At 56.2% G+C, this 25,815-nt stretch carries 27 protein-coding genes; 14 read left to right on the top strand and 13 right to left on the bottom strand.

What is annotated here, in order from left to right:
- The first annotated feature begins 48 nt into the window (after window positions 1-48).
- The 3 genes from rng to tldD are packed head-to-tail and all read left to right on the top strand — an operon-like array spanning window position 49 to window position 6,817.
- Complete coding sequence (gene rng / locus R0J87_RS12060; RefSeq protein WP_498886365.1) at window positions 49-1,512, top strand: ribonuclease G; 1,464 nt, start codon at window positions 49-51, stop codon at window positions 1,510-1,512.
- Entirely contained in the window at window positions 1,512-5,366 is a 3,855-nt protein-coding gene (locus tag R0J87_RS12055; protein WP_498886364.1) for a YhdP family phospholipid transporter, read from the top strand. The genes rng and R0J87_RS12055 overlap by 1 nt, the downstream gene beginning before the upstream one ends.
- A complete protein-coding gene (gene tldD / locus R0J87_RS12050; RefSeq protein WP_498886363.1) occupies window positions 5,363-6,817 on the top strand; it encodes a metalloprotease TldD in 1,455 nt (484 codons plus the stop codon). Before R0J87_RS12055 ends, tldD begins: the two co-directional genes overlap by 4 nt.
- 9 nt (window positions 6,818-6,826) lie before the next feature.
- On the opposite strand, the gene yjgA is transcribed toward tldD, so the two are convergent.
- Window positions 6,827-7,348, bottom strand: a complete 522-nt coding sequence (yjgA, locus tag R0J87_RS12045; protein WP_498886362.1) for a ribosome biogenesis factor YjgA — start codon at window positions 7,346-7,348, stop codon at window positions 6,827-6,829.
- Between the two features lie 95 nt (window positions 7,349-7,443).
- Between yjgA and pmbA the strand changes: the two genes are divergently transcribed.
- Window positions 7,444-8,784, top strand: coding sequence for a metalloprotease PmbA (pmbA, locus tag R0J87_RS12040; RefSeq protein WP_498886361.1), 1,341 nt, complete (start codon window positions 7,444-7,446; stop codon window positions 8,782-8,784).
- A 15-nt stretch (window positions 8,785-8,799) separates the two neighbouring features.
- On the opposite strand, the gene R0J87_RS12035 is transcribed toward pmbA, so the two are convergent.
- The 10 genes from R0J87_RS12035 to R0J87_RS11990 all read right to left on the bottom strand — a co-directional run bounded on the left by R0J87_RS12035 (window position 8,800) and on the right by R0J87_RS11990 (window position 15,938).
- Window positions 8,800-9,069, bottom strand: a complete 270-nt coding sequence (locus tag R0J87_RS12035; RefSeq protein ID WP_404342169.1) for an HPr family phosphocarrier protein — start codon at window positions 9,067-9,069, stop codon at window positions 8,800-8,802.
- A gap of 60 nt (window positions 9,070-9,129) precedes the next feature.
- Window positions 9,130-10,038 (bottom strand): RNase adapter RapZ, encoded by a 909-nt coding sequence (gene rapZ / locus R0J87_RS12030; protein ID WP_498886359.1) that lies wholly within the window; start codon window positions 10,036-10,038, stop codon window positions 9,130-9,132.
- Window positions 10,039-10,104: 66 nt separating this feature from the next.
- Window positions 10,105-10,572: a PTS IIA-like nitrogen regulatory protein PtsN gene (gene ptsN / locus R0J87_RS12025; protein WP_498886357.1), complete on the bottom strand. Its 468-nt coding sequence runs from the start codon at window positions 10,570-10,572 to the stop codon at window positions 10,105-10,107.
- A 4-nt stretch (window positions 10,573-10,576) separates the two neighbouring features.
- On the bottom strand, window positions 10,577-10,885 hold the full coding sequence (hpf, locus tag R0J87_RS12020; RefSeq protein WP_027335376.1) for a ribosome hibernation-promoting factor, HPF/YfiA family: 309 nt from the start codon (window positions 10,883-10,885) through the stop codon (window positions 10,577-10,579).
- Between the two features lie 97 nt (window positions 10,886-10,982).
- Entirely contained in the window at window positions 10,983-12,398 is a 1,416-nt protein-coding gene (locus R0J87_RS12015; RefSeq protein ID WP_404463253.1) for an RNA polymerase factor sigma-54, read from the bottom strand.
- A gap of 105 nt (window positions 12,399-12,503) precedes the next feature.
- Complete coding sequence (gene lptB / locus R0J87_RS12010) at window positions 12,504-13,229, bottom strand: LPS export ABC transporter ATP-binding protein (RefSeq protein WP_404346040.1); 726 nt, start codon at window positions 13,227-13,229, stop codon at window positions 12,504-12,506.
- A 44-nt stretch (window positions 13,230-13,273) separates the two neighbouring features.
- Window positions 13,274-13,768: a lipopolysaccharide transport periplasmic protein LptA gene (lptA, locus tag R0J87_RS12005; protein WP_404342162.1), complete on the bottom strand. Its 495-nt coding sequence runs from the start codon at window positions 13,766-13,768 to the stop codon at window positions 13,274-13,276.
- A 24-nt stretch (window positions 13,769-13,792) separates the two neighbouring features.
- The gene (gene lptC / locus R0J87_RS12000; RefSeq protein ID WP_404342160.1) at window positions 13,793-14,365 is read right to left on the bottom strand and encodes an LPS export ABC transporter periplasmic protein LptC; all 573 of its coding nucleotides are present in this window, start codon (window positions 14,363-14,365) and stop codon (window positions 13,793-13,795) included.
- A complete protein-coding gene (locus R0J87_RS11995; RefSeq protein ID WP_404342158.1) occupies window positions 14,365-14,907 on the bottom strand; it encodes a KdsC family phosphatase in 543 nt (180 codons plus the stop codon). Before R0J87_RS11995 ends, lptC begins: the two co-directional genes overlap by 1 nt.
- Window positions 14,908-14,951: 44 nt before the next feature.
- Window positions 14,952-15,938 carry a KpsF/GutQ family sugar-phosphate isomerase gene (locus R0J87_RS11990; RefSeq protein ID WP_404342157.1) on the bottom strand — a complete coding sequence of 329 codons (987 nt, stop codon included), beginning with the start codon at window positions 15,936-15,938 and terminating at the stop codon, window positions 14,952-14,954.
- Between the two features lie 281 nt (window positions 15,939-16,219).
- On the opposite strand from R0J87_RS11990, the gene R0J87_RS11985 reads away from it, so the two are divergent.
- From R0J87_RS11985 to hisD, 9 genes are all read left to right on the top strand, one after another.
- Window positions 16,220-17,041, top strand: coding sequence for an ATP-binding cassette domain-containing protein (locus R0J87_RS11985; protein ID WP_404342156.1), 822 nt, complete (start codon window positions 16,220-16,222; stop codon window positions 17,039-17,041).
- Window positions 17,042-17,842 (top strand): lipid asymmetry maintenance ABC transporter permease subunit MlaE, encoded by an 801-nt coding sequence (gene mlaE / locus R0J87_RS11980; RefSeq protein WP_404342154.1) that lies wholly within the window; start codon window positions 17,042-17,044, stop codon window positions 17,840-17,842.
- Between the two features lie 15 nt (window positions 17,843-17,857).
- Window positions 17,858-18,322, top strand: a complete 465-nt coding sequence (gene mlaD / locus R0J87_RS11975) for an outer membrane lipid asymmetry maintenance protein MlaD (RefSeq protein ID WP_498886356.1) — start codon at window positions 17,858-17,860, stop codon at window positions 18,320-18,322.
- Window positions 18,323-18,336: 14 nt separating this feature from the next.
- Entirely contained in the window at window positions 18,337-18,990 is a 654-nt protein-coding gene (locus R0J87_RS11970) for an MlaC/ttg2D family ABC transporter substrate-binding protein (protein ID WP_404342150.1), read from the top strand.
- Window positions 18,987-19,319 carry an STAS domain-containing protein gene (locus tag R0J87_RS11965; protein WP_404342148.1) on the top strand — a complete coding sequence of 111 codons (333 nt, stop codon included), beginning with the start codon at window positions 18,987-18,989 and terminating at the stop codon, window positions 19,317-19,319. Before R0J87_RS11970 ends, R0J87_RS11965 begins: the two co-directional genes overlap by 4 nt.
- 141 nt (window positions 19,320-19,460) lie before the next feature.
- The gene (locus R0J87_RS11960) at window positions 19,461-19,712 is read left to right on the top strand and encodes a BolA family protein (protein WP_188638385.1); all 252 of its coding nucleotides are present in this window, start codon (window positions 19,461-19,463) and stop codon (window positions 19,710-19,712) included.
- A 10-nt stretch (window positions 19,713-19,722) separates the two neighbouring features.
- Entirely contained in the window at window positions 19,723-20,985 is a 1,263-nt protein-coding gene (gene murA / locus R0J87_RS11955) for a UDP-N-acetylglucosamine 1-carboxyvinyltransferase (protein ID WP_498886355.1), read from the top strand.
- A 29-nt stretch (window positions 20,986-21,014) separates the two neighbouring features.
- Complete coding sequence (gene hisG / locus R0J87_RS11950; protein ID WP_404342145.1) at window positions 21,015-21,668, top strand: ATP phosphoribosyltransferase; 654 nt, start codon at window positions 21,015-21,017, stop codon at window positions 21,666-21,668.
- A 13-nt stretch (window positions 21,669-21,681) separates the two neighbouring features.
- Window positions 21,682-22,998 (top strand): histidinol dehydrogenase, encoded by a 1,317-nt coding sequence (gene hisD, locus R0J87_RS11945; RefSeq protein WP_498886353.1) that lies wholly within the window; start codon window positions 21,682-21,684, stop codon window positions 22,996-22,998.
- 31 nt (window positions 22,999-23,029) lie between these two features.
- Here the strand turns inward: hisD and R0J87_RS11940 are convergent, their stop codons facing one another.
- A complete protein-coding gene (locus R0J87_RS11940; protein WP_498886352.1) occupies window positions 23,030-24,295 on the bottom strand; it encodes a Do family serine endopeptidase in 1,266 nt (421 codons plus the stop codon).
- 140 nt (window positions 24,296-24,435) lie between these two features.
- On the opposite strand from R0J87_RS11940, the gene R0J87_RS11935 reads away from it, so the two are divergent.
- Window positions 24,436-25,197, top strand: coding sequence for a Nif3-like dinuclear metal center hexameric protein (locus R0J87_RS11935; protein ID WP_498886351.1), 762 nt, complete (start codon window positions 24,436-24,438; stop codon window positions 25,195-25,197).
- Window positions 25,198-25,274: 77 nt separating this feature from the next.
- Here R0J87_RS11935 and R0J87_RS11930 read toward each other — a convergent pair whose 3' ends face one another.
- Window positions 25,275-25,712, bottom strand: coding sequence for a ZapG family protein (locus tag R0J87_RS11930; RefSeq protein ID WP_498886349.1), 438 nt, complete (start codon window positions 25,710-25,712; stop codon window positions 25,275-25,277).
- Between the last annotated feature and the right edge of the window lie 103 nt (window positions 25,713-25,815).

Here is a 25,815-nt window from a genome sequence, read left to right as displayed (position 1 = left end):
TCGCCTGCTGCGCTGGTAAGGAATAGGACATCCAACAAGGAATTTTGCATGAGTGGTGAAGTCCTCATAAATCTAACGCCCATGGAGACCCGCGTTGCGCTGGTGGAAAACGGCGTATTGCAAGAGGCGCTGATAGAGCGTTCTCGCAGGCGCGGTATCGTAGGCAATATCTACAAAGGCAAAGTAGTGCGCGTACTGCCTGGCATGCAGGCTGCTTTTGTTGATATTGGCTTAGAGCGCGCAGCGTTTATTCATGCCCACGAAGTTATGCCGCCTGGTACCTCCAACGATGAGCAGCAGACCATCGGGCAGCTTCTGCATGAAGGCCAGTCGCTCGTGGTGCAGGTCACCAAAGATCCTATCGGTACCAAGGGTGCGCGGCTCACGACGCATCTTTCTATTCCTTCTCGCTATTTAGTCTATATGCCCGACTCGCCTCATCACGGCGTGTCGCAGCGCATTGAAGATGAGCGCGAGCGTGAGCGTTTGAAAGCGCTGCTGGATAAAAGTATTGAGGAGCAGACTATTGATGTGACGGGCGGCTTTATCGTCCGCACGGCGGCTGAGGGAGTTGGCGACCAAGAGTTGGCCAGCGACATGTACTTCCTGCTGCGCATTTGGCGCAAGGTGAGCGAGCGCAAAATTACTGCCACGCCGCCTAGCGTGATTTATGACGACCTGCCGCTGTTCATGCGCACGCTTCGGGATGTGATGCGCGATGATATTGAAAAAGTGCGCATCGACTCCCGGGAAAACTTCGTCAAGCTTGTAGAGTTTGCTGAAGAGTTTATGCCCGATGCCGTTGACCGCATCGAGTACTACCCGGGTGAGCGCCCGATTTTTGATCTTTATAGCGTTGAAGACGAGATTCAAAAGGCGCTCGGGCGCAAGGTGCAGCTCAAGTCCGGTGGGTATCTCGTCATTGACCCTACTGAAGCGATGACGACCATCGATGTAAACACCGGTGGGTATGTGGGGCACCGCAACCTCGAAGAGACCATTTTTAAAACCAATTTAGAAGCCGCGACGGCGATTGCGCGTCAGCTTCGGCTGCGCAATTTGGGTGGCATCATCATCATTGATTTTATCGATATGATCGATGTGGAGCATCAGCGCCAGGTACTGCGGGTGCTCGAAAAAGCGCTAGAGCGTGACCACGCTAAAACCAAGTGTACCGGAGTTACCGAGCTGGGCTTGGTTCAGCTGACCCGCAAACGCACCCGTGAAAGTCTAGAGCAGACGCTGTGCGAAGCCTGCCCTACCTGTGGTGGGCGCGGCACGCTGAAAACGCCTGAAACTATATGCTATGAGATATTCCGTGAAATTTTGCGCGAAGAGCGGGCTTATAGCGCCGAGACGTACATGGTGTTGGCATCGCAGCCGGTGGTAGACCGTTTGCTAGACGAGGAGTCCGCTGCCGTTGCCGACCTCGAGACGTTTATCAATAAAACGATTCGTTTTCAGGTCGAGCAGCACTACTCCCAAGAGCAGTACGACATCGTACTGATGTAATGATGGACCCTCGCTCTCTTTTTCGCGGCTTTCTCATCACGTTAGCCGCTCTATTGGGTACGCTGGCAGTGCTGATGCTGGCGCTGCGGCTTTTCGCCAGTCAAGTGGATGCGCTGACCCCGCGATTTGAGGCGCTGTTAGAAGCGCGGGTTGGCGTGCCGGTCACCATTGACCGGGTGGTGCTTTCCCTAGAGCGCAGCGAGCTACATCTTCAGCTCGAGAATCTCCATGCAGAAACAGCGGATGATCAGGCCCTCATCGGGCTTGATCGCTTGTCGCTGCGTCTGGATATATGGTCAACGCTACGACATTTAGCACCGGTCTTTAGCGATGCGCGCATGTTCGGGCTCGAGTTTCATCTCTATCAACAGCCTGATACGACCTGGGGCTGGCCTGCTCCGGCTAAGCTGCCGCTTGGCGTGGCTCCTCAACCAGAGGTGAGCCTTGAGTCACTGGACGCTTGGGCAGGCCTACTGCTGCGTCAGCGGCTTTGGGTGGATGATAGCCGCGTTATGTTGCATGGTCAGCAGCAAACGGTGATGTTGCATGCACCTTCATTGCTGTTAAATGGCGATCAGCGCCGCACACGGTTAGAGGGGGCGCTCAACATTGTTGAGAGGCCCGATACGCTGGAGTCTGAACTTCCCGCAATGACCATGCGCGCGGAAATGCAGCCCGGCCAACAAGGCTTCAGCGATTTTTCTGCCGCGCTACAGCTCGATATGCAGTTAGATCATCTAGTGGTTCTGGCGGCACTGCTTCGCCCCGATCAAATGCCCTTCCTGGAGCAGGTAGGCGGGCAGGTTCAGCTTTGGGGGCGCTGGCAACAAGGCGCGCTGGCGGATGCGCGACTGGATATCGATGTGCCCGAGCTAACTCTGCGTAAAGACGTAGAGTATGCCGTTTTGCGCAATATACATGCCAGCGGGCAGTGGTTGCGTAACGGTGAAGGCGGTGAGGCTTGGCTGAGTGGCAATGCAGAAACCGTCGAGTGGGCACAACCCGAGGGCATCAGCGATGGTCCGGCTCTCCCGCGTCACTGGTATCTATCCCACCAACCAGGGCAGTGGGAGCTGCGAACCAGCGCGTTCGAACTCTCCTCCTTGGCGGCGTGGCGCGAGTATGCACTGCTGCCGGAATCCCTAACGCGAGTACTGCAAACGCTCTCACCCCGTGGGCAGGTGCAAGGCTTACGCCTTGGGCAGCGAGACGGGCGCTGGGGAGTCGATGCGGCGCTCACCAACGTTGCCGTGCTGCCTTGGCAGCAAGCCCCTGGCGGCGGCCCCCTGGATGCCTGGGTGCAAGCCCGAGATCTCCGTGGTCGCGTGACGTTTAACAGCGCGGGTGACAGCACGCTCTATTTTCCTGAACTGTTTGAAGTGCCGATGCAGCTTCGTCATGCCGAAGGCGTGGTGGAGTGGGTTTACGATGGCCCCAACACCATGATTAGTGGTCGCGACCTGAACGTTGATTGGGATGGCGCTAAGGTGAGTGGTGGATTTGGTCTTATCGCCGGGCAGCAAAACGGCCAGTTTGGCTTGGATATCGCGTTTGCCGATGTGGATGCACTCTCCCGCCCGCTCTCTCAGTGGCTGCCGATGAAGGCATTTGACCCAGCGCTTAGAGAGTGGCTGGAAAATGATATCGGTGGTGTGGTGCCTCAAGGGTCGTTGAAACTAAGCCAGCCCTTGGGGCCTGCAGCCTCTGCGGAACAGCTATCGGCCACGCTGGCGCTGGAGATTGCCCAAGGCCACCTGCCGATTGCACCACAGTGGCCGCGCTTGGAGGAAGTAGCGGGCCGCCTGTTGTGGAAGGGCGGCGTGCTTCAAGCGGAGGTGGAGCGTGCCCAAAGTCAGGGTGTGGAAGTCTCTCAGGGGGCGATCCGCATGGAGGCAGAGCAGCCGCTGCAGCTGTCGGGCCGCTTGCAGAGCGATGGTGCGTCACTGCTATCGTTTGTTCAGGCCATACCAGAGATCGGCATGCTTCCGCTTAGCGACCTCTCAGTTGATGGCAGTATCGACGGAGATATTGCCCTTGTGCTGCCGCTGGAGAATCTTGAAGCGTTCCAGTTAGAGATCAATGCACGGCCAGCTCTATCCAATGTTGAGTATGCGTCTCTCCCTATTGGCCTGCGTCGCGTAGGCGGTGCGCTCAATTGGCAGCAGGCAGGGGGAGAGCATGCGCTGTTAGGGGTGTTGGTAGGGCAGTGGTTAGGCGGTGATATTCGGGCGGAGCTGCTGGCCGATGAGCGCATTGCTCTGCAGGGTGACGTAGATACTTCTGCGCTGTGGTCACTGGTAGAGCTGCCCGTTGAGCAGGCGCGCCAAGTGATCAGTGGTCGTACCCAGTGGCAAGGGGAGGTCTCACTTGCAGCTAACCCAACGTTAACGCTTGAGAGCCGCCTGCTGGGCATCACCAGTGCGCTGCCTGAACCCTTCGCTAAAACAGGCGACCAGCCATGGCCATGGCAATTAAGCGCAGAGCTTGAAAGCGGACGAGTGTCTACCCAGCTCGCAGATAAGGCCGCCGCGAGATTTCAGAGGCTCGATGACGGTAATCTCGCCATGGAGGCAGTGCTCGGCAATGCAGTGCAACGCCCCAATTGGACCAGTCAGCCTGGTTGGCGCTTAGAGGCTGGAGTAGAAACCTTAGACCCCATGGCGTGGCATGCTGCGCTATCACCGTTGATGTCAGAAGGTGCATCGGTGTCGGCGGGTGATGGTGAAAGCACGCCGCTAGACATTTCACTGCGCACCGACTGCTTACGATTTCGAGACGAGTGCTTTGGCGCCTTTAGCGCCTCTGGCGCGCTATCTGGCCAGCGTGCAGCGCTTGAGCTTGAGGGTGATATGCTGTCAGGGCGCGTCGATTACCAACCGACCAGCGAGCGGCCGCTGGATATCGCGATTCGCACGTTGGTGCTGGACCGCTTGTTGGATCTGCCTGCCAAACAGCACGATGCCACGGCCGCAGCTCCAGACTCCTGGGTAGATGCCATAGAAACGCAGCATGCACCCGCGGTGGCGATACCTGGCTGGCTCGCAGAGTTGCCTAACGGCAGGCTGCGCCTAGCGGATATGAGCGTTGGCGGAACCCGCTTTGGCCCATTAACGGCTTACTGGCAAACCGATGATCGCCGCTTTTCACTTTCGCCCGTTGGCTTAACCCTTGGGCAGCTCTCTTTACGGGGCGAACTTATCTGGGAAGGCAATGCTGTCAATAGCCGTACTCAAGCAGATATCTCTATTCAAGGCGGAGATGTGGGAACGGCGCTGGAGCGGCTTAATCAGCCGGTCGCTATGCGCAGCCGAACGACCGACCTGACGGCGCAATTAACCTGGCCCGGCGCACCCTGGCAGATGGAGCTAAGTCGAGCCGGCGGCGAGATGAGTGCGGACATTCGCGATGGCCGGTTTGTAACGCTTGAGTCGACGCCAGCCCGTTTAGTGGGGCTGCTCAACTTTGATAACATCTTGCGTCGCCTGCGGTTTGATTTTTCGGACTTAACCGGTCAGGGTACTGCCTTTGATCGAGTACACGGTACTGCCGATGTGGCACAAGGACAGCTACTGTTACGTGGCCCCCTACAAATTGACGCACCCGCTACCACGCTGACCTTAACGGGAAGTGTTAACCTCTTACAGCGTGAACTTGACCAGCGTCTAGGCGTCACACTGCCTGTTAGCCAAAGTTTACCCCTTGCAGCTATTGCTGTTGGTGCTCCCATTGTCGGAGGCGCGCTGTTTATTGCTGACCAGCTTTTCGGCGATGCGCTGGATCAAGCGACCACTATTTATTATCGCGTGCGAGGCCCTTGGACCTCGCCGCAAGTGACTTTAGAAGGCCCCCAATGACCGCACATAAAAGCGATATAGAGTCTGCTGTTTCCATTTTGCTAACGCCAGGTGGCCTCGATTTGAACGCTCTGGATGCTGGCCTTGGCTATGCCATGGGAGCGGGGGTTGATTATGCTGACCTGTATTTTCAGCGCACCTGGCAAGAGGGCTGGGTGCTGGAAGATGGCGAAGTTAAAGAGGCCAGCTATAACATTGATGGCGGCGTTGGCGTGCGCTCGCTGGCCGGTGAAAAAACCGGGTTTGCGTACTCTAACCAAATTACGGCCGACGCGCTGATGGATACCGGCCGTACCGCCTCTGGCATTGTGCGTAGCGGCAAACAGTTGCCGGGGCAGAAAGTAATGCCAGTTAGCGCGGCGTCCTACTATGCAGGTATCGACCCACTGGCGGGTCTTTCGGCAGAAGACAAAGTCGCCATGCTCAAAGAGGCGGATCGCGTAGCTAGAGCGGCCGACCCCAGTATTAGTCAGGTCAGTGCGTCCCTGTCGGGCACCTACGAAGTGGTCCTGGTACGCGCCAGTGACGGCACCTTAGCAGCGGATATTCGTCCTCTGGTGCGTTTTAACGTGAGCGTGATTGCGGCCAAAAATGGACGTCGTGAGCGTGGCAGCGCTGGCGGTGGCGGGCGTTACTCGATGTCGCGTCTGCGTGATGAGGGCGTTGCCGAACGCTATGCGAAAGAGGCGGTGCGCCAAGCACTGGTCAATCTTGAAGCCATTGATGCGCCGGCAGGGCAGATGCCCGTTGTGTTGGGCGCTGGCTGGCCGGGGATTTTGCTGCATGAAGCGGTAGGTCATGGCTTGGAAGGTGATTTTAACCGTAAAGGCAGCTCCGCCTTTGCGGGTCGTATGGGGCAGCGCGTGGCGGCGAAGGGCGTTACGGTGGTCGATGATGCCACAGTGGCGGATAGCCGCGGTGCGTTGAGTATCGATGACGAAGGTACTCCTGGACAGTACACGCCATTGATTGAAGACGGCATTTTAACGGGCTATATGCAGGATAAGCTCAACGCCCGCTTGATGAAGATGGCGCCTACCGGCAACGCCCGCCGCGAGTCGTTCGCTCATCTGCCGATGCCGCGTATGACCAATACGGTAATGTTGGCTGGCCAAGATGATCCTGCCGACATTATTAAAAGCGTGAAACGCGGCATTTACGCCGTGAGTTTTGGCGGTGGGCAGGTGGATATTACCTCGGGCAAGTTCGTGTTTTCGGCCAGCGAAGCCTACATGATTGAAGACGGTAAAATCACCGCGCCAGTGAAAGGTGCAACGCTGATTGGTAACGGGCCTGAGGCCATGGGTCGCGTGTCGATGATTGGCCACGATATGGAAATGGATACGGGGATCGGTGTGTGCGGCAAAGAGGGGCAGGGCGTACCGGTGGGGGTTGGCCAGCCCACCCTGAAATTGGATGAGCTAACCGTGGGTGGCACGCAGTCGTCTTGAGGCTGTGATCTACAGTGCTAGCGTGTCGCGCAGGTGTTTAAACAGCTTGCGCGAGCTCGTTGGAGGCTTACCCTGTTCGCGTTCTTTACGGGCATTGCGCACTAGCTGGCGCAGTGCCTGGCGGTCTGCGTTGGGGTAGTCGGCCATAAACAGGTCTACGCCGTCATCGCCTTCATCGACCATGCGGTCGCGCCATTTTTCCAGGCGGTGAAACGCGTGATCGAGCTGCTCTTTCTCTTGTTCGATGGCATCAAAAACGCCCTGAATGGCCGTTAGATCCTCTTTGCGGATCAGTTTGCCAACGTATTGCATATGGCGACGACGGCCTTCGTGAGAGCGAATGCGCGAGGTCTCTTCAATGGCTCGCAGCATATCGTCTGAGAGAGGGAAGCGCGCTCGTTCAGCGGGCCTCATGGCAATTAAGGTTTCGCCAAGCGCTTGAAGAGCATGCATTTCACGCTTTAGCTGAGATTTACTCGGGCGCTCTTCTTGTTCATCGATATCGATAGGCTCGGGGCGTTGCTTCGGCATATAAGAACTCACAGATTAGATTCGTTTGCAGCATTATATCAGGCTGCGACCATAACATTGATTCGCCAATGCGATTCAGGCGAAAAGGAGGCCATATGGCACAGGCATTTGATGCATCGGCGCAGCAAGCGCTGCTGACAAAGCGCGCTGAAGAGGCGCTTGCCCTAGCAAAGCAGCTGGGGGCGGATGCCGCTGAAGTAGGCGCCAGTGTGGACCAGGGCATGGGAGTCAGCGTCCGTTTGGGAGAGGTGGAAACCGTTGAACTATCCCGTGACCAAGGCATTGCAGTCACTCTGTATGTGGGAAAACGCAAAGGTAGCGCTTCCTCTACCGATGCCAGCAGCGCCTCCATTCGGGCCACGGTTGAAAAAGCGCTCTCGATTGCACGTTATACCGGTGAAGACCCCACGGCTGGCCTTGCTGATGCAGGGCTGATGGCTACCGAGTTGCCAGACCTTAAAGTGCATTACCCCTGGGCGCTCTCCACTGACGAAGCCATTGATCTAGCGCTGCGCTGCGAGCAGGCGGGCCGTGAGGTGGCGGGTATTCATCAGTCGGAAGGCGCTTCTTTGTCTAGCGGTGAGGGCGTGCGTGTCTATGCCAACAGCCACGGGTTCTTAGGGACGCAGAAAGGCAGCAGTCACTCGCTCTCCTGCATGCTGATTGCTCAAGACGACAAAGGGATGCAGCGGGATTATGACTACACCTCGGCGCGCAACCCTCAGCACCTGCGTGAACCCGATGCGGTAGGCCGCGAAGCGGCAGCGAGAACGCTGCGTCGGCTGGGGGCGCAGAAGCCTCCAACAGGTACTTTTCCGGTGCTATTCGACCCTACGCTTGCCAGCGGTTTAGTCGGCCATTTGATGGGCGCGCTGGCGGGTGGTGCGCTCTACCGAGAAGCGTCATTTTTATGTGACCGCTTGGGTAGCCCGCTATTTCCTGAGTGGTTTGGGCTTGAAGAGCGCCCAATGGAAATAGGCGCGACGGCCAGTTCACCGTTTGATGCAGAAGGGGTGCAGACGCGCAATAACCGCTTTATTGATCAAGGCCAAGTGGCGAGCTATATGCTCTCTGCCTACAGCGCACGCCGCTTGGGTATGCAGACCACCGGTAATGCAGGGGGCGCGCGTAACTTGCGGCTGCTCGCGCCGTTAACGCCTCGGGCTGAATTGTTGAAGCAGATGGGGCGTGGTATTTGGGTGACTGAGCTGATGGGGCAAGGCGTAAACGGTGTCACCGGTGATTACTCCCGCGGTGCGGCAGGGTTCTGGGTGGAAAATGGCGAGGTTCAGTACCCCATTGAAGAGTTCACGATTGCCAGTAACCTAAACAAAATGTTCGCGGGGCTCTCGGGCGTAGGCGATGACACCGATACCCGTGGCAGTATTCACACGGGCAGCTGGCTTATTGATGCGATGACAGTGGCGGGTAGTTAATACGGCTGGCCTGGCTTACTGGTTTTCGTCAAATCGAGCGTCGAACAGGGCTTCAATCGCATCAAGCGCCTGTTCGGCGTCGTCTCCTTCCGCAGCGACGACCAGCTCAGTACCGCAGGGAGCCGCCAGCATTAGCAGTGACATAATGTTGGCGGCGTCGGCTTTCTGCTGCTGCTTGTAAACGACAATGTTCGCAGAAAATTGCTGGCCACATTTCACCAGTTTGGTGGCCGCGCGGGCATGAAGGCCACGCTGGTTGGTAAGGGTTAACGTTCTTTCGGGCACTCTGGTTCCTTTTTGCCGAGTGGGTCTTGATACTTGAGTCTTGCTCTGGGGTCTAATAACTCAGTGCGTACTGGCGGCGCACGGCTTTGCAGGCTCTTCGCTTAATGTGTACTGTAGGCCAAGCTCGCGGTGCCTTAATTGAACCTCTCCCGTTTGCTTAACAAGCTTTTGGGCGAGTTGTTCAACCATGTATACAGAGCGGTGCTGGCCGCCTGTGCAGCCAATCGCAACCGTCATATAGCTACGCTGACTATTTTGATAAGCGGGAAGCCATTTTTCCAGCCAGGCCTGAATATCATTCGACATCGCTTCGACGATTGGGTAGCCGCTTAAAAAGGCCACGATATTCGCGTCTCTCCCCGTATATTGGCGCAGGGTAGGATCCCAATAGGGGTTTGGCAGGCAGCGAACATCAAAGACTAAATCCGCATCCATCGGTACGCCGCGCTTATAGCCAAATGACTCAAACGTCAGGGTTAGCTGATCTTTGCGTTGGTGAGCGACTTGGTCAGTAATGCGGCGGCGCAGATCATGGACGGAGAGACGCGAGGTGTCGATCAGTAAATCGGCGAGATCGCGAATCTCATTGAGCGTCTCTTCCTCTTTATCGATGGCCTCTTCCAGGGTCATGTCGCTATCCCTTGTTAAGGGATGACGACGGCGAGTCGCGGAGTAGCGCTCTAACAAAATGCGCGCATCTGTGGTCAGGTAAATCACCTGAAACTGGATTTCTCGCTGACGTAGCTCTTCCAGCAGCGACGGCAGACGTTCAAGTGCCGTCGGCAGGTTGCGTGCATCGATACTGACCGCGATGCGAGTACGCTCACCCTGTTCGCGTAGCTCATCAATTAATGAGCCCAGTAGCATGGCGGGCAAGTTGTCGATAGCGTAATAGCCAAGATCCTCCAGCGCTTGTAAGGCGATAGATTTACCGGACCCAGAACGGCCGCTAATGATCACCAGTTGCATAGCGTTTCTCTTGGCTTTTAAACGTGGAAATAAGGTGTGGCTGCGCTGTATGAACCTGTTAAAACCTCAAGTGGCTTGCTCTCGGATTTTGGCGGTCATGAGTGCCAAAAGCTCTCTTTGGCTGGCGGCCTTGCGTAACTGCTGACGGGTATTGGCATCGTTCATAATGGTGGCCACTTGGCCCAGTAGAGCTAGATGAGTGTCATCTGCCTCTTCCGGTACCAGTAGAACGAAGACCAGATCCACCGGATCGCCATCAATGGCATCAAAATCGACCGGCTCGGCGAGCTTTAGAAAACCAGCGATAGGGGCATTGCAGTGTGGGCTGCGTGCGTGGGGGATAGCAACTCCGTTGCCTATCCCCGTACTGCCTAGGCGCTCGCGGCCAATCAGGCGACTGAACACTTCTTGGCTATCGAGGCTGGGTGTGTTTTGGGCGATAAAGGTGCTGAAGAACTCCAGCACCCGTTTTTTGCTGCCCCCGGGCACATCGTAAAGCACGCGCTCCGGGGGGAGGATGGTTTCCAACGTCATTGAGTTAACGCACGCCTGCGCCCTGGGCGCGAGCTTGTGCTTTTTCCTTATGTTTAACGAGTTGACGATCAATTTTGTCCGCTAGCGCATCAATGGCGGCATACATATCGTTATCAAGCGCTTCGGCGTGAAGGTCTGCCCCTGCGGCATGCAGCGTACAGGCTGCTTGCTGGCGCTCCTTCTCAACAGATAAGGTCACTTGCACCGTGGTGATGTTGTCATAGTGGCGTTCAACGCGTTCCAGCTTTTCGTTAACGTAGTCACGCAAGGCGTCAGTCAGTTCAACGTGATGACCAGTGATGTTTACTTGCATTGACGTGCTCCTTATCCATCGGGCTGTACTTCGATTGTAACCCTTTTTACGCTATTGCAAAGCCCCTGCGACGAGTTTGTATCAGCGTACCGTTTAACTAGCGTAAACGGCGGCGCTCACTCGACGAGGGAATGCCCATCGACTCGCGATATTTAGCCACGGTACGTCGCGCTACGCTAATGCCACCCTCTTCTAGCAAGGTGACCAAGCGGCTGTCGGAGAGCGGCTTGCCTGACGGCTCTTCCTGAATTAGCTTTTTGATGCGCGCACGAATGGCAGTGCTGGAGTGGCTGTCACCGCCATCTTGGCCGCTCACTTGGCTCGAAAAGAAGTACTTGAGTTCAAACACGCCCCGCGGCGTATGAATGAATTTCTGGGTAGTCACGCGGGAAATCGTCGACTCATGCATCTCAACGGCTTCGGCGATATCCGCCAGAATTAGCGGTTTCATAGCCTCTTCGCCATGCTCTAAAAAGCCAATTTGGCGCGCAATAATCTCGCGTCCAACGCGTAACAGCGTGTCGTTACGGCTGGAGAGACTTTTAATTAGCCAGCGTGCTTCTTGCAGGTGCTCTTTGAGGAACTGGTTGTCTTGGCTTTTATCGGCCCGTTTGATCAAGCTGGCGTAGTCGGGCTGTATGCGCAGGCGCGGCAGTGCTTCTGGATTGAGTTCTAAATGCCAACCTTCATGATCATGACGTACCACTAGATCAGGGGTGATGTAGCTGTCATCAGTGATGCCGTAGGCGCTGCCGGGGCGGGGGTCAAGGCTGCGAATTAAACGGATGACATCGTCAAGCTGTTCGTCATCCAGGCTCAGGCGGCGCTTGAGTAACCGCATATCGTCTTTACCCAGCGCTTCCAAAAACTGACGAACCAGCCGCTTGGCAGGCATCAGTAGAGGCGTATCTTCGGGTAGTGCGGCAAGCTGCAGCATTAGGCATTCGCGGAGGTCTCGGGCAAACACGCCGGTAGGTTCAAACTGCTGCAAGCGCAGTAGGGTGTTTTCCATTTCCCGCGGGCTTAAGCTGTCGTGGCCTTGGGCTTTTAGCCCTTCACGAATGTCGTTGAGCGGTTGAGTGAGATAGCCATTGGCATCTAGCGCATCAATCAGGCTTTCCGCGATTGAATATTCCCGTGGGCTGAAGTCGGTCATGGCCAGTTGCCATAGCAGGTGGCCGTGAAGGCTTTGCCCGGCGGCTTGGCGCTCAAAGTCAGGCCCCTCGCTGCTGCCTCCCAGGCTGCCCGTATCTTGGTAGGTATCCGACCAGTCGCTGTCCACAGAGAGTTCGTTGGGAATGCTTTCCGACCACTCGGCCTCTTGTGGCTCGCTGACCGCCTGCTCGCCAAACTCATCCTCTTGTTCGAGCATGGGATTGGCATCTAGCGCCTGCTGAATTTCTTGACGGAGGTCCAGCGTGGAGAGCTGTAGCAGAGCAATAGCCTGCTGCAGCTGAGGTGTCATGGTCAGCTGTGTACCGATGCGCAATTGGAGAGAAGCTTTCATGACCATCTGAGAACCACTCGTTAATCAGAAAGCTCCACCCTAGAGCGAGTTGTGGCTCGGTGCAAGTGCAATAAGCATGCCACTAAAAGAAAAGTTTGTGTAGGTCACGGTTTAAAGGCGGAAATCTGCCCCTAGGTAAACGTCTCGAACCTTCTGGTTATTGAGGATTTCCTGGGAGTTTCCACTGGCAATGATGTGTCCGTCGCCAACAATGTAAGCGATATCACAAATATCCAGCGTTTCACGCACGTTGTGGTCGGTGATCAATACACCGATATGTCGCTTCTTGAGTGCGCGAATGATGGTTTTAATTTCACCTACGGAAATAGGGTCAACCCCTGCAAAGGGCTCGTCCAGCAGAATAAAGGCAGGTTCTGTGGCTAAAGAGCGGGCAATTTCCACCCGGCGGCGTTCGCCACCCGACAGGCTCATGCCCAGGTTGTCGCGAATGTGGGTAATATGAAAATCTTCGAGCAGTGATTCAAGGCGTGCTTCCCTGGCGCTGCGGTCTAGCTCTTTGCGCGTCTCTAAAATGGCCATGATGTTATCGGCGACTGAGAGCTTGCGAAAAATAGAAGCTTCCTGGGGTAGGTAGCCAATTCCTGCTATTGCGCGCTCATGCATAGGCGCATGAGTAAGGTCCAGGTCGTCAATGCCGACGCTGCCCGCATCGGATTTGACGAGCCCTACAATCATGTAGAACGACGTGGTTTTGCCCGCTCCGTTAGGGCCCAGCAGCCCCACGACGCTGCCCTGAGTGATTTCCAGATTAATATCTTTCACGACCCGGCGGCGTTTGTAGCTCTTCGCCAAATGGTGGGCGTAGAGCGTTTTCACGGGTGCGAAATCTGTAGAGGTTGATGCTGCCACGTGGCCGCTCCCTATTGTTCGGGCTGAAGAGTCATGCGAATACGCTGGTTGTCGCTACCGCTCACCTCGGAGCGTGCTTGTACCACTTCCTGATCAATGAAGTACTCCAAGCGACCCCCTTGGAAACGATCACCCTGTTGGGTCAGCTCTGCCTGATCAATAAGCTCTACCCGGCGCTCAGCGACGTGATAAATGATTCGCCGAGCCCAGCCTTCCATCGGGGTGTCCTGGTCTTCTAGCTGGTTGCGCAAATAGGCGCGTTCGCCGGTGGCGATGGCTTGAGAGAGCTCGCCTGCATCATTGCGCTGGATCTCTACGCGCTCGCCACGCAGGTGCATTTCGCCCTGGCGGATATCGACGTTGCCGGAGTAGACCGCCGTGCCTGCCCGCTGGTCAAGGTCCAGCCGATCAGCTTCTACCTGAATAGGGGCTTGGCCTTGAGCCAGCGCAGCCGTGGTCAGCGGTAACGTTAAAGCAAAGAGTGCAGTGCGGATTGAGGCATTCATCGCGACTCCTAGGGGCATGAGTGGCTAAGGGGAACGAGTGGCAGGCGGATGAACGCCGCGCACATTGTTGGTCAAGCGGACTTGGCTGTCATCTAGCCACACATCCATTCGTGATGCTTCCATGCGCTGAGGCGGCTGCTGTAATAGCACGGGCGTATCACTCCAGGCATGGCGTGTAACGCCATCATAGTTTAATTGCTCGGTATCAAGCTGCCAGCCCTCTTCCGGTGCGAGCAGGCGTGCAGAGCCATTCAGCGTTAGCGCCTGTGTCTCTGTGTTTAAGGTCCCGGTATTCGAGGTGGCTAGCCACTCACGCTGTTCACTATCAAACAGCGTGGCGCGGGGAGACATCACGTCGGTCATGGCTGTTTGCGGGGTGTGCACCAGCCGTGGAGTGACCAAGGACTGTTGAATAGCACCTGATTCGCCAAATAGGGTAATTTCGGCGTTCTCTAATACGTGCCCAGGTTCTTGAGCACGCGCCTCCTGGTCAATCTCGCTCTCCTGGGGGCCACGGGGATCTAGCCAGACCAGGACGCCGCCTAAGGCGACGACCATCACCGTGATCCAAACCCGTTTTTTTACCCTAAAACCCATTATGAGTTCCCGTGTAGGTACGTATCGAGCACGGCATCCCAGTGCCCTTGAGAGGTTAACAGCGTATCGCAAATCTCGCGCACCGCGCCGTGGCCGCCAAGGCGTTCGGTGATCCAGTCGGCGTGGGTATGCATGTAATCTGGGGCGTTAGGCACCGTAATGCCGACTCCTGAGCGCTTGATAGGCGCAAGGTCGGGCAGGTCATCACCGCAATAAGCGACCTGCTCTAAGGTGATATCAAGACGCTGGCAGAGCGCACGAAGCGTGGTCAGCTTGTCCTCACAGCCTTGATGTACATGGCTAATGCCCAAGGCAGCAGCGCGTTGGCTGACCATGGGGGAGTCACGGCCGGTAATCAGCGCCACATGGATGCCGACACGCTTAAGCAGCTTGAGGCCATGCCCATCCTGGGTGTGAAACGCCTTAATTTCGATACCGTCGGCCTGAAAGTAGAGGCGGCCATCGGTCAGTACGCCATCCACATCCAGAGCAAGCAGTTTTACGCGGCGAAGCCGGTCGAGTAGTGCATCAGGTAGGGCCATATAGCCTCCTTAACATCCATGGCAAAAAAAGCGTTATTACGCCGTTAAATCACGCCGCTGGCGAGCAGGTCGTGCATATGCAGCGCGCCGATCGGGCGCTGCTGTTCATCCACCACTGCAAGCGCGGTAATCCGGCTGTCTTCCATAATGCGAACAGCTTCGGCGGCCAGCACGTCAGGGCCAATGCGTTTGCCTGGGCGTGTCATAACATCGTCAACGCACACATCGCGCAGGTCGTGGAATTGGTCGAGCGTGCGGCGCAGATCACCATCGGTATAAACGCCCGCAAGGCGGCCTTCGCTATCCACCACACAGGTGAAACCAAGACCTTGGCGGGTGATTTCTAGCAGCGCATCACGTAGTGGGCTGCCTAACGCAACCTTTGGCAGCCGTGCACCGTCGTGCATGAGGTCTCGTACCCGCAGTAGTAGACGCTTACCCAGGCTGCCGCCGGGGTGAGACAGAGCAAAGTCTTCAGCTGTAAAGCCCCGTGCTTCAAGTAGCGCGACAGCCAGTGCGTCGCCTAAGGCGAGCGCCGCTGTTGTAGAGCTGGTGGGTGCTAAATCAAGGGGGCACGCTTCACGCTCTACGCCACTGTCTAAGTGGGCGTCAGCATGGCGAGCCAGGGTCGAGCCAGGCCGTCCTGTCATGCTCACCAGCGGTGTGCCAAGCCGCTTGAGCAACGGCAGCAGGGCGGTGACTTCGGCTGTTTCTCCGGAGTTGGAGAGAGCCAGCACCACATCGGCGCGGGTAATCATGCCTAGGTCACCGTGGCTGGCTTCACCAGGGTGAACGAAAAAGGCGGGCGTGCCAGTGCTTGCTAAGGTCGCGGCAAGTTTTCCGGCAATATGCCCTGATTTCCCCATGCCCGTGACAACCACGCGGCCTTGGCAGGCAAGAATCAGCTGGCAGGCGTGGTCAAAGCCTTCGTCAAGCTTGGCTTGCAGGCCTCCAATCGCCGCTTGCTCGATTTGCAAGGTGCGCAGCGCACTTTCACGCAGTTGGCTGGGTGTAGAGAGTGGCTGGCGCATGACGTGTCTCGTTTTCATGATGTGGTTAGGTGACAGATAAGAATAACATCTTGGCGCGGTATTTAGCTAAAGCGTGCCTTTAGGCGGCCGTATTAGCCCGTGGGATTGACGAGCGCCGTCAGGCATTCCTTGTACAGCAGTGATTTGCGCGACTGTTACTGAGAGTAGCGTTAAGATACGATGTTCGATAATATTTCGAAAACACTGTTTTTTAAACTGCCCCGCGGCTTGTCGGTTTATACTGACGCGTTCTGGCATCAACGATGAAGGTCAATCAGCATATGACGGATGTTCCCTTCATACAGGTTGAAGACGTCTACTTTTCTCGTGGTGAAAGCGAGATTTTTCGCGGCGTGAGCATGACCATTCCGCGCGGTAAAGTGACTGCGATCATGGGGCCCAGCGGTACGGGCAAAACAACGCTGCTCAAGCTTATCGGTGGCCAGCTCACCCCCGATCGCGGGCGTATTCTCATTGATGGGCAGGATGTGCATCGCCTGTCGCGTAAAGCATTGTTTACGCTGCGTAAGCGCATGGGCATGCTGTTTCAGAGCGGCGCCTTGTTTTCGGATCTGGATGTGTTTGAGAACGTTGCTTTCCCGCTGCGCGTGCATACGGATCTGCCCGACACCATGATTCGTGATTTGGTGCTGCTAAAGCTTCAGGCGGTAGGGTTGAGAGGCGCACGGCATCTAACGCCGGCGGAGCTTTCCGGTGGTATGGCGCGCCGCGTAGCGCTGGCTCGCGCTGTGGCGCTTGATCCAGAGCTTATTCTCTATGATGAGCCGTTTGTAGGGCAGGACCCTATTTCGATGGGCGTGCTGGTTCAACTGATCAAACGCCTCAACCAAGCGCTATCGCTCACCTCGGTTGTCGTTTCTCACGATATCAAAGAGACGTTGAGCATCGCTGATTATCTTTACTTAATCGCAGATGGTCAGGTTGTGGCGCACGGTACTCCAAGCACGTTAGAAGTGAACCAAGACCCGCGCGTTAGCCAATTTATGCACGGCGAGCCAGACGGGCCGGTGCCGTTCCATTATCCGGCAGAGACGCTCTACCGGGATATTCTCGGTTACGATTTAGCAACGAAGGCAGGGTAGATGCAGTCTAAATTTTCACACTACGCGGCGCGAGTAACACGCCTGGGTAGTAAGGGATGCGATGTGGTGGAAGCCCTAGGGCGTGCCACCGTGTTTCTTGCTCAGTCAGCAGTGGGTGTGCCCTCGCGAGAGGGGTGGTCGTTATGGCTGCGTCAAATGCACTTTGTGGGCGTGTTGTCGCTGGCTATCGTACTGGTATCAGGGCTGTTTATCGGCATGGTGCTGGCGCTGCAGGGATATACCATCTTAGTGGATTTTGGCGCGGAACAGGCGCTGGGCCAAATGGTGGCGTTATCGCTTCTGCGTGAGCTGGCACCGGTGGTGGCGGCACTGCTGTTTGCAGGGCGGGCTGGGTCTGCCTTGACCGCTGAGATCGGTTTAATGAAAGCCACCGAGCAGCTCACCAGTATGGAAATGATAGGGGTAGACCCACTACGCCGCGTAGTGGCGCCCAGGCTGTGGGCGGGCTTTGTGGCGCTACCTATTCTCACCGTGGGCTTTAGCGTGGTGGGTATCTGGGGCGGCTACTTAGTAGGCGTTGAGTGGCTAGGGGTCTTTGAAGGCTCTTACTGGAGCAATATGCAGGCCAGCGTCTCGTTTATTGATGACATCGGTAACGGCATGATTAAAAGCGTGGTGTTTGCGCTTGTCGTCACCTGGATTGCGGTATTTCAGGGCTATGACCTAGTGCCCACGTCAGAAGGGATTTCGCGAGCGACTACGCGCACAGTGGTGTACTCCTCACTGGCGGTGCTAGGGCTGGATTTCGTTTTAACCGCCGTCATGTTCGGCGGCCTTTAAGGGTGGAGTAATGTCATGAAGCGCAGTAAAACCATGGAGTTTGGCGTGGGGCTGTTTATGTTGGCAGGAATTGTCGGGCTAGTATTCCTTGGCCTATGTGTCAGCGGCTTAACGCTTTCAGCGCCCTCAGATACGTTCCGCCTGGAGGCTAATTTTGCCAATATCGGCGGATTGAAGCCGCGTGCTCGCGTTACGATGGCCGGTGTAACGGTGGGTCGTGTAGAAGCTATAGAGCTGGATACAGAGTGGTACGACGCCCGTGTGACGCTCAGCTTGAACAGCGAGCTTGAGGGCCAGCTTTCTCAGGATTCGACGGCAGCTATATTAACGGCAGGCCTGCTGGGTGAGCAGTACATTGGGCTAAGCGTGGGCGGTGCGCCTGACATGTTGGAGGAGGGCGATGTGATTCGCGATACGCAGTCTGCGCTGGTGCTTGAAGAACTAATTCAGCAATTTGTATCCAATATGGTCAGCAACTAAAAGAGGTCAATCTGATGCAACTTACACTATCTACTGTTGTTCAGCGGTTAGCGCTTGCCTGCATGCTGCTGATGACTCCGCTGCTGGCCCAGGCGCAAACAGCCTCGCCAGAGGCAATGATTCGTGAAAATATCGAATCCTTCATGAGCCAAATCAATGGCAAAGAAGATTACTACGCCAATAACTTAGACGAACTTAAAGCGCTGGTGAACGACAGCTTGAACGACGTGGCGGATTTCCGCTACATCGGGGCGAGTGTGATGGGTAGCTATTTCCGTAATGCAACGCCCGAGCAGCGTAGCCAGTTTGCTAACGTATTTCGTCAAACGCTGATTGATACTTATACCCGTGGTTTGGTCACGTTTGATTACGACGAGCTTCGTGTGCTGAGCGACCAGCGCGGCCAGCGTCATGAAGACCAAGCCAGTGTGGATATGGAAGTGGTCGCAAACAGTGGCCAGGTTTACCCTGTGAGCTACAGCCTGCGTCTTTCTGACGGCCAGTGGCGCGTCGTCAATGTGATTGTGAACGGGATCAACCTTGGTTTGACTTTCCGTAACCAGTTTGACCAGGCCATGCGCGAAAATAACCGCGACTACGATGCGGTGATTCGTGGATGGGCGCCAGAGATTGGTGTGGATGAGCTAGAGCAGGGAGGCGACGCGTGACGTCGCTGCTCTCCCGTTCAGAGGTGTCTTTAACCGTGCAGGGCGACACGCTGCTCGCGACGGGCGACCTCGTCATCAGTGCGGCAGCTGAGGTGGCTGCTGCCGGGGTGAAGTGGCTGCGTGGTACAGAGCATTCGGAAGTCTGTTTTGACTTCGGCCAGATTTCGAAGGCCAGCAGTGTTGCTATCAGCGTCTTGTTTGAGTGGTTGCGGGCCTGTCACGCATTGAACGTGACGGTTCGCTCGATTGTATTGTCAGCCCCGCTCGAGCGGCTGGCTTCTCTCGCAGAGCTAGACGCGCTTAGCTCGCCGCCCACCGCTTCTGTTTAATATAAAAGACCCTGCCAGAGCAGCCTTCGGGCTGCTCTGTTGATTGATGGGGTCACCCAGCATCGCCAAGCGTGCTGCTTTTCTTTATCATGTTCGCCTATTACTTCCTATTTCAATGACCCCAAAGGAGTTTCCTGTCTCATGCAACCCAACGAGGTAAAAGCACTGCTTGAATCCCGCATCAGTGGATGTGAGTTTCACATCCAGGGTGAAGGCTGCAATTTTCAGGTAATTGCGGTTGGTGAAGCCTTTGAAGGTCTTTCTCCAGTGAAGCGTCAACAGCTTGTTTACGCCGCGTTAAGCGAGGAAATTGCCTCCGGCGCGCTGCACGCTATCAGCATTAAAACGTTTACTCCGACGCAGTGGCAAACTGCGTCGGAAAACGCTGAGTAACGGCCGCTCCATGGATAAACTCATTATTACGGGCAATGACTCGGTAGACGGCGAAGTTTGGGCGAGCGGTGCGAAAAACGCAGCGCTGCCGATTTTGTGCGCAAGTCTTTTGGCCGATGGGCCGGTCGTGATCGGTAATTTGCCGCATTTGCAGGATATTACCACCACGCTTGAGCTATTGGGCCGCATGGGCGTTGAGCCTGTGATGGGTGAAAAGATGACCATTCAGTTGGATGGCTCTCAAGTGACCCAGTGTCACGCGCCCTATGAGCTGGTGAAAAAAATGCGTGCCTCTATCTTGGTGCTGGGGCCGCTGCTGGCGCACTTTGGCAAAGCGGACGTTTCCTTGCCAGGTGGCTGCGCCATTGGTTCACGCCCGGTGGATTTACACTTGCGTGGCCTGGAGGCCATGGGTGCCGAGATTCACGTTGAGGCAGGCTATATTCGTGCCCGTGTCGATGGCCGCTTGAAAGGCGCCACCATCTTTTTCGACACCGTAACCGTGACCGGTACAGAAAATCTGCTTATGGCAGCAACGCTCGCCGACGGCAGAACTGTTCTTGAAAACGCCGCTCGTGAGCCTGAGGTAGTCGATCTGGCCGAGTGCCTGATTAAGATGGGTGCCCAGATTCGTGGCCATGGTACGGACACCATCATCATTGATGGCGTGGCCTCGCTGCATGGCTGCGAGCACGATGTAATGCCCGACCGTATCGAGACCGGTACCTTCCTGGTGGCGGCTGCCATGACCGGTGGGCGTGTCAAAGTGAAGCGCACGCGTGCCGATATTTTGGAAGCCGTGCTTGCTAAGCTCGAAGAGGCGGGTGCCGAGATCGATAGCGGTGAAGATTGGATTTCGCTGGATATGCACGGCAAGCGCCCAAAGGCGGTCAACATTCGCACCGCGCCGTATCCCGCGTTCCCGACCGATATGCAGGCCCAGTTTGTGGCCATGAATGCGGTCGCTGAAGGGCACTCACGAGTGGTTGAAACGATTTTTGAAAACCGTTTCATGCACGTTCAAGAGCTGAATCGCATGGGTGCAGACATCGTGCTAGAGGGCAACGCCGCCTTAATTAAAGGTGTCGATAAGCTTTCGGGTGCCCCGGTCATGGCAACGGATCTTCGCGCGTCGGCGTCGCTGGTTATTGCGGCGATGATGGCTGAGGGCGAGACCCTCGTTGATCGCATTTACCATATTGATCGTGGCTACGAGTGTATCGAGGAAAAATTACAGCTGCTGGGGGCGAAAATTCGCCGCATCCCCGGTTAAGCCACGCGGACAACCACTGGCCTTACATCATGAGTAAGCAACTGATTTTAGCCCTCTCCAAAGGGCGCATCCTGGATGAAACCCTGCCGCTGTTGGCAGATGCGGGCATTACGCCCGCAGAAGATTTAAGCAAAAGCCGCAAATTGCTTTTCGATACCAATTTGCCTGACGTGAAGCTGGTGATTATCCGCGCCACAGATGTGCCCACCTACGTACAGCTGGGCGCTGCGGATGTCGGTATTGCGGGTAAAGATGTGCTGCTTGAGCATGGCGCTGAAGGGCTTTATGAACCGCTTGATTTGGACATTGCCCGCTGCAAACTGATGACCGCTGGTGTAACAGGGCAGCCGCTTGCCAAAGCGCGCCGCCGTGTGGCCACCAAGTTTGTCAATGTGGCGCGCCGTTATTATGCCGAGCAGGGCATCCAGGCGGAAGTGATCAAGCTTTATGGTGCCATGGAGCTTGCCCCGCTGATGAATTTAGCCGATGAGATCGTGGATATTGTGGATACCGGCAATACGCTGCGTGCCAACGGTATGGAGCCCCGTGAACTCATTGCGCATATCAGCACTCGCTTAGTGGTTAACAAGGCGGCCATGACCATGAAGCACGACCGCATCAAGCCGCTGTTGGCTCGCTTGGAAAGTGCCGTTAAAAAGCGTCAGACGCAGCCTATTGAATGACACGAGGTTCATCATGAGCGATACCACCACAGCCACCATTGCACGCCTTTCCACGACTGAATCAGCATTTCATCAGCATCTTGATGCACTGCTGGATTGGGAGGGCGTCTCTGATAAAGCGGTCCAGGCTCGTGTTGAGGAAATTCTGGCAGACGTCAAGCAGCGCGGCGACCAGGCGGTGATTGAAGCCACCAACCGTTTTGACCGTTTAGCGGTTGAGTCGATGAGCCAGCTGCGTCTGACGCCAGAGCAGTTAAAAAAAGCCTATGACGGCTTACCTTCTGAGCAGCGTGACGCCTTGGCGACCGCTGCGGAGCGTATTAAACGCTACCACGAACGGCAAAAACCGACCTCTTGGCAGTATGAAGAGGCCGACGGCACGGTACTAGGGCAAAAAGTAACGCCGCTGGATCGAGCGGGTATTTATGTCCCAGGTGGCAAGGCGGCGTACCCTTCTTCTGTGTTGATGAATGCTATTCCTGCCCATGTGGCGGGGGTGCGTGAGATCGTGATGGTGGTGCCTACCCCCGATGGGGTGTTAAACGATCTGGTTCTGGCTGCTGCCCACTTAGCCGGCGTGGACTACGTGTTCACTATTGGTGGGGCACAGGCAGTTGCTGCACTGGCTTACGGTACGCAAAGCGTTCCTCGTGTAGATAAGATCGTTGGACCGGGGAATATCTATGTGGCGACCGCTAAGCGGGCGGTATTCGGTCAGGTCGGCATCGATATGATTGCTGGGCCTTCTGAAATTATGGTGGTATCCGATGGGCAAACAGACCCGGACTGGATCGCTATGGACCTCTTTTCTCAGGCAGAGCACGATGAGGATGCCCAGGCAATTCTGGTGAGCTGGGATGCCGCGCATCTAGATGCCGTGGCAGCGTCTATTGAACGGCTGTTGCCGACACTTGAGCGTGAAGAGATTGCGAGGGCATCGCTGAAGCGCCGTGGCGCGCTGATTCTATGTGAAGACCAGGCCGAAGCGATGGATATGATTAACCGTATTGCTCCAGAGCATTTGGAGCTATCGGTGGCAGAGCCTGAGGCGTGGCTTGACGGTATCCGTCATGCTGGCGCTATCTTTATGGGTCGCCACACCTCTGAAGCGCTAGGGGATTACTGCGCAGGACCTAACCATGTCCTGCCTACCTCTGGAACGGCGCGTTTTTCCTCGCCGCTTGGCGTGTACGATTTTCAGAAGCGCTCCTCTATCATTCACTGCTCCCCAGAAGGGGCGTCAGAGCTTGGTAAAGTTGCCTCTGTCCTTGCTCGCGGTGAGTATCTCACTGCCCATGCTCGCTCCGCCGAATATCGCATCCGCGATTGACAGGCAGTGAGTTCGGTCCGGCAGGGTGGCGTTAAGAGCCGCTCTGCCGGTCGGCTGACGTCGCGTTGGTCGGCACCGGTCGTTCCCCCACCTCTAGCGTCATTTCCATGCGCTCGCCACCGCGGACGATAGTGAGTGGCAGTGTCGTACCCGGTGGAATAGACGCGATATCGCTCATGGTAGCGCGGGCATCTAAAATGACTTTACCGTCAATAGAGAGCAGCACATCGCCGGGTTGCAAGCCTGCTTGAGCGGCAGGTCCACCGCTCACCACGCCTGCCACAATAACGCCCTGGGGGGTGCGCAGCCCAAAGGAGGCGGCCAGTTCGCGAGAAAGGGCCTGCGCTTCAATGCCTAGCCAGCCTCTAATGACCCGCCCGCGTGTCACCAGTTCATCCAGGATGCTATGGGCAAGGTTGGCAGGAATCGCAAAGCCAATGCCTTGAGAGCCGCCGGAGCGTGAAAAGATGGCGGTATTAATGCCAACCAGCGAGCCGTCCGGGTTAACAAGTGCGCCGCCTGAGTTGCCAGGGTTGATGGCCGCATCGGTTTGAATAAAGTCCTCGTACGCATTCAGCCCAAGGTGGCTGCGCCCGGTAGCGCTGATAATCCCCATCGTCACCGTTTGGCCTACGCCGAAGGGGTTGCCAATTGCCAGTGCGACATCGCCAACGGCTACCTCTTCTGAGTCCGCCAGTTCAATGACCGGTAAATCTTCAAGGTCAATTCTCAGTACCGCAAGGTCACTTTCTGGGTCCGTGCCAATGACGTCTGCCAGGGTTTCTCGCCCGTCTCGTAGGGCAACCTGGATTTGATCGGCACCATTAATGACGTGATGGTTCGTCAGTACATAGCCATCACTGCTGACGATAACGCCAGAGCCAAGGCTGGAGAGCATCCGCTGATGGGTCGTCGCATCATCGCCGCTAAAAAACTGCTGGAAAAAAGGGTCTGACATTAACGGGTGCTGGTCACGCTCTACAATGCGTGATGAGTAAATGTTCACCACCGCAGGCGCTGCCTGATTAACCGCGTTAGAGTAGCTGGCCGGGCCTTGATTGCGGGTTAGGGGAGCCGCTTGTCGAATATCGGGGGCGGGGCGGCTAGCGTTTTGTTCGTTGCTGGTGGTGGGCACCAGAGCGGGCGGTGGTTCTACAAGGGTGGGCGTTTGCACCGCGGCAGGCGGGGTCTGCCGGAACGGATTGGGAAGCTGCTCGGGGAACGCGAGCAGTAGCACGGTGGCGAGTAAAAGCCCCGTGATAATGGGCCATAAATAGGGCAGCACAGAACGGTGCATGCGAAAGTTCCTCAGCGTGTGGCAGTCTAAACGGTCGCGAGGTTCGCGATAACGTGAAGCGAGTTTTACAATGGCACTATGGTAACACCGAATGCCGCTGTGCCTCACGGTGGCTGAATGAATTGCAATAAGGAGTGAGTGTGAATCACCGCGATCAGCTAGTGGCGGCGTGCGACCATCAGTTGCGCGCTGCTCAGTTTAAAGATTTCACCATTAACGGCCTGCAGATTGAAGGGCGTGAACAGGTGCGGCGGGTGATGACCGGTGTGACGGCCTGTCAGGCGCTGCTAGACGAAGCGGTGGCATGGCAGGCTGATATGGTGCTGGTGCATCACGGCTATTTTTGGAAAAACGAGCCGGTGGCGATTACCGGCATGAAGCAGCGGCGTATTAAAACGTTGCTAGCCAATGATATTAGCCTGTTGGCGTACCACTTGCCGCTGGATGCCCATGCTGAGATGGGTAATAACGCGGAGCTGGCCAAGCGTTTGGGGTGGAAAGTAGAGGGGTGTTTGGACGGTGAGCTAGGGGAGGGATTGCTCTGGTCGGGGCGCTTGGTCGCGCCGCAAACCATTGGCGAACTCGCTGAGCAAATAGGCCGCACGTTGTCGCGTACGCCGCTGGTGGTAGAAGCGCCCAGCCGCGAGCCCGTTGAGCGCATTGCTTGGTGCACAGGCGGAGCCCAGGACATGATTGCAGCGGCCTATGAGGCCGGGGCGCAAGTGTTTGTGTCGGGTGAAATATCCGAAAGAACCACGCATTTGGCACGAGAGATGGGAATTCACTATATTGCAGCGGGGCATCATGCCACCGAGCGCTATGGCGTGCAGGCCCTGGGCGAATGGCTGGCCAGTGAGTTTGGGGTGGAGCATCGTTTCGTAGATATTGATAATCCGGCTTAGCGCCAAATAAGGCGGATTGCCTTTGCCAAAGCACCGCTCTGTTGGCGGTGCTTTGGCGCTCGTTGGGCTAAACGAGATTAGTAGCGCGGAGGTTGGGCGGGAGTGCTGTCTAGTGACTTACTCTCTTTCAAGCCGAAGTCTTCTGATAGCGTACCGTTTTTGCCTGCCGCGTAATCCCTGGGCATCGCGACATTCTGGTCGCTGTCGGCGTTGGGCGTTGGCTGGGACGACGGCTTAACGTTACTGAGCTTCCACTGAGCAGCCTCGCTATCTACTTGCTGCTCAAGCTGATCCGCTTCATGGCGAATATTTTCCAAGCGCTCCTGAATGCTGGTTAAGTGACTGCTCATGCCTTTTTTCAGATCAGCGATTTGGTGTTCACGCTCAAGCAGGGTCTGCTTGAGCGCGGCGACATCCCGCTCACCTTTGCTGAACAGTCGGTAACACACCAAGCCGATAATAAAACCGACGACTAAGCCAATGATTGCAAAAGTGAATGGCGAGCTTGCTTCCACAGTTTTCTCCCTAATGTAATGCGCGCCGCTGAACACAGGGCGTGGCTTTAAAAACAGCCCCATTATAGGCGCGTCTCAGTCGGTTGGGTCAATCCGCTCATGC

This window comes from Halomonas sp. SIMBA_159 (assembly GCF_046536035.1).
Classification (GTDB): domain Bacteria; phylum Pseudomonadota; class Gammaproteobacteria; order Pseudomonadales; family Halomonadaceae; genus Vreelandella; species Vreelandella venusta_A.
The sequence above is the reverse complement of the archived record's forward strand: the minus strand, read 5'-3'. Positions and strand labels throughout refer to the sequence as shown.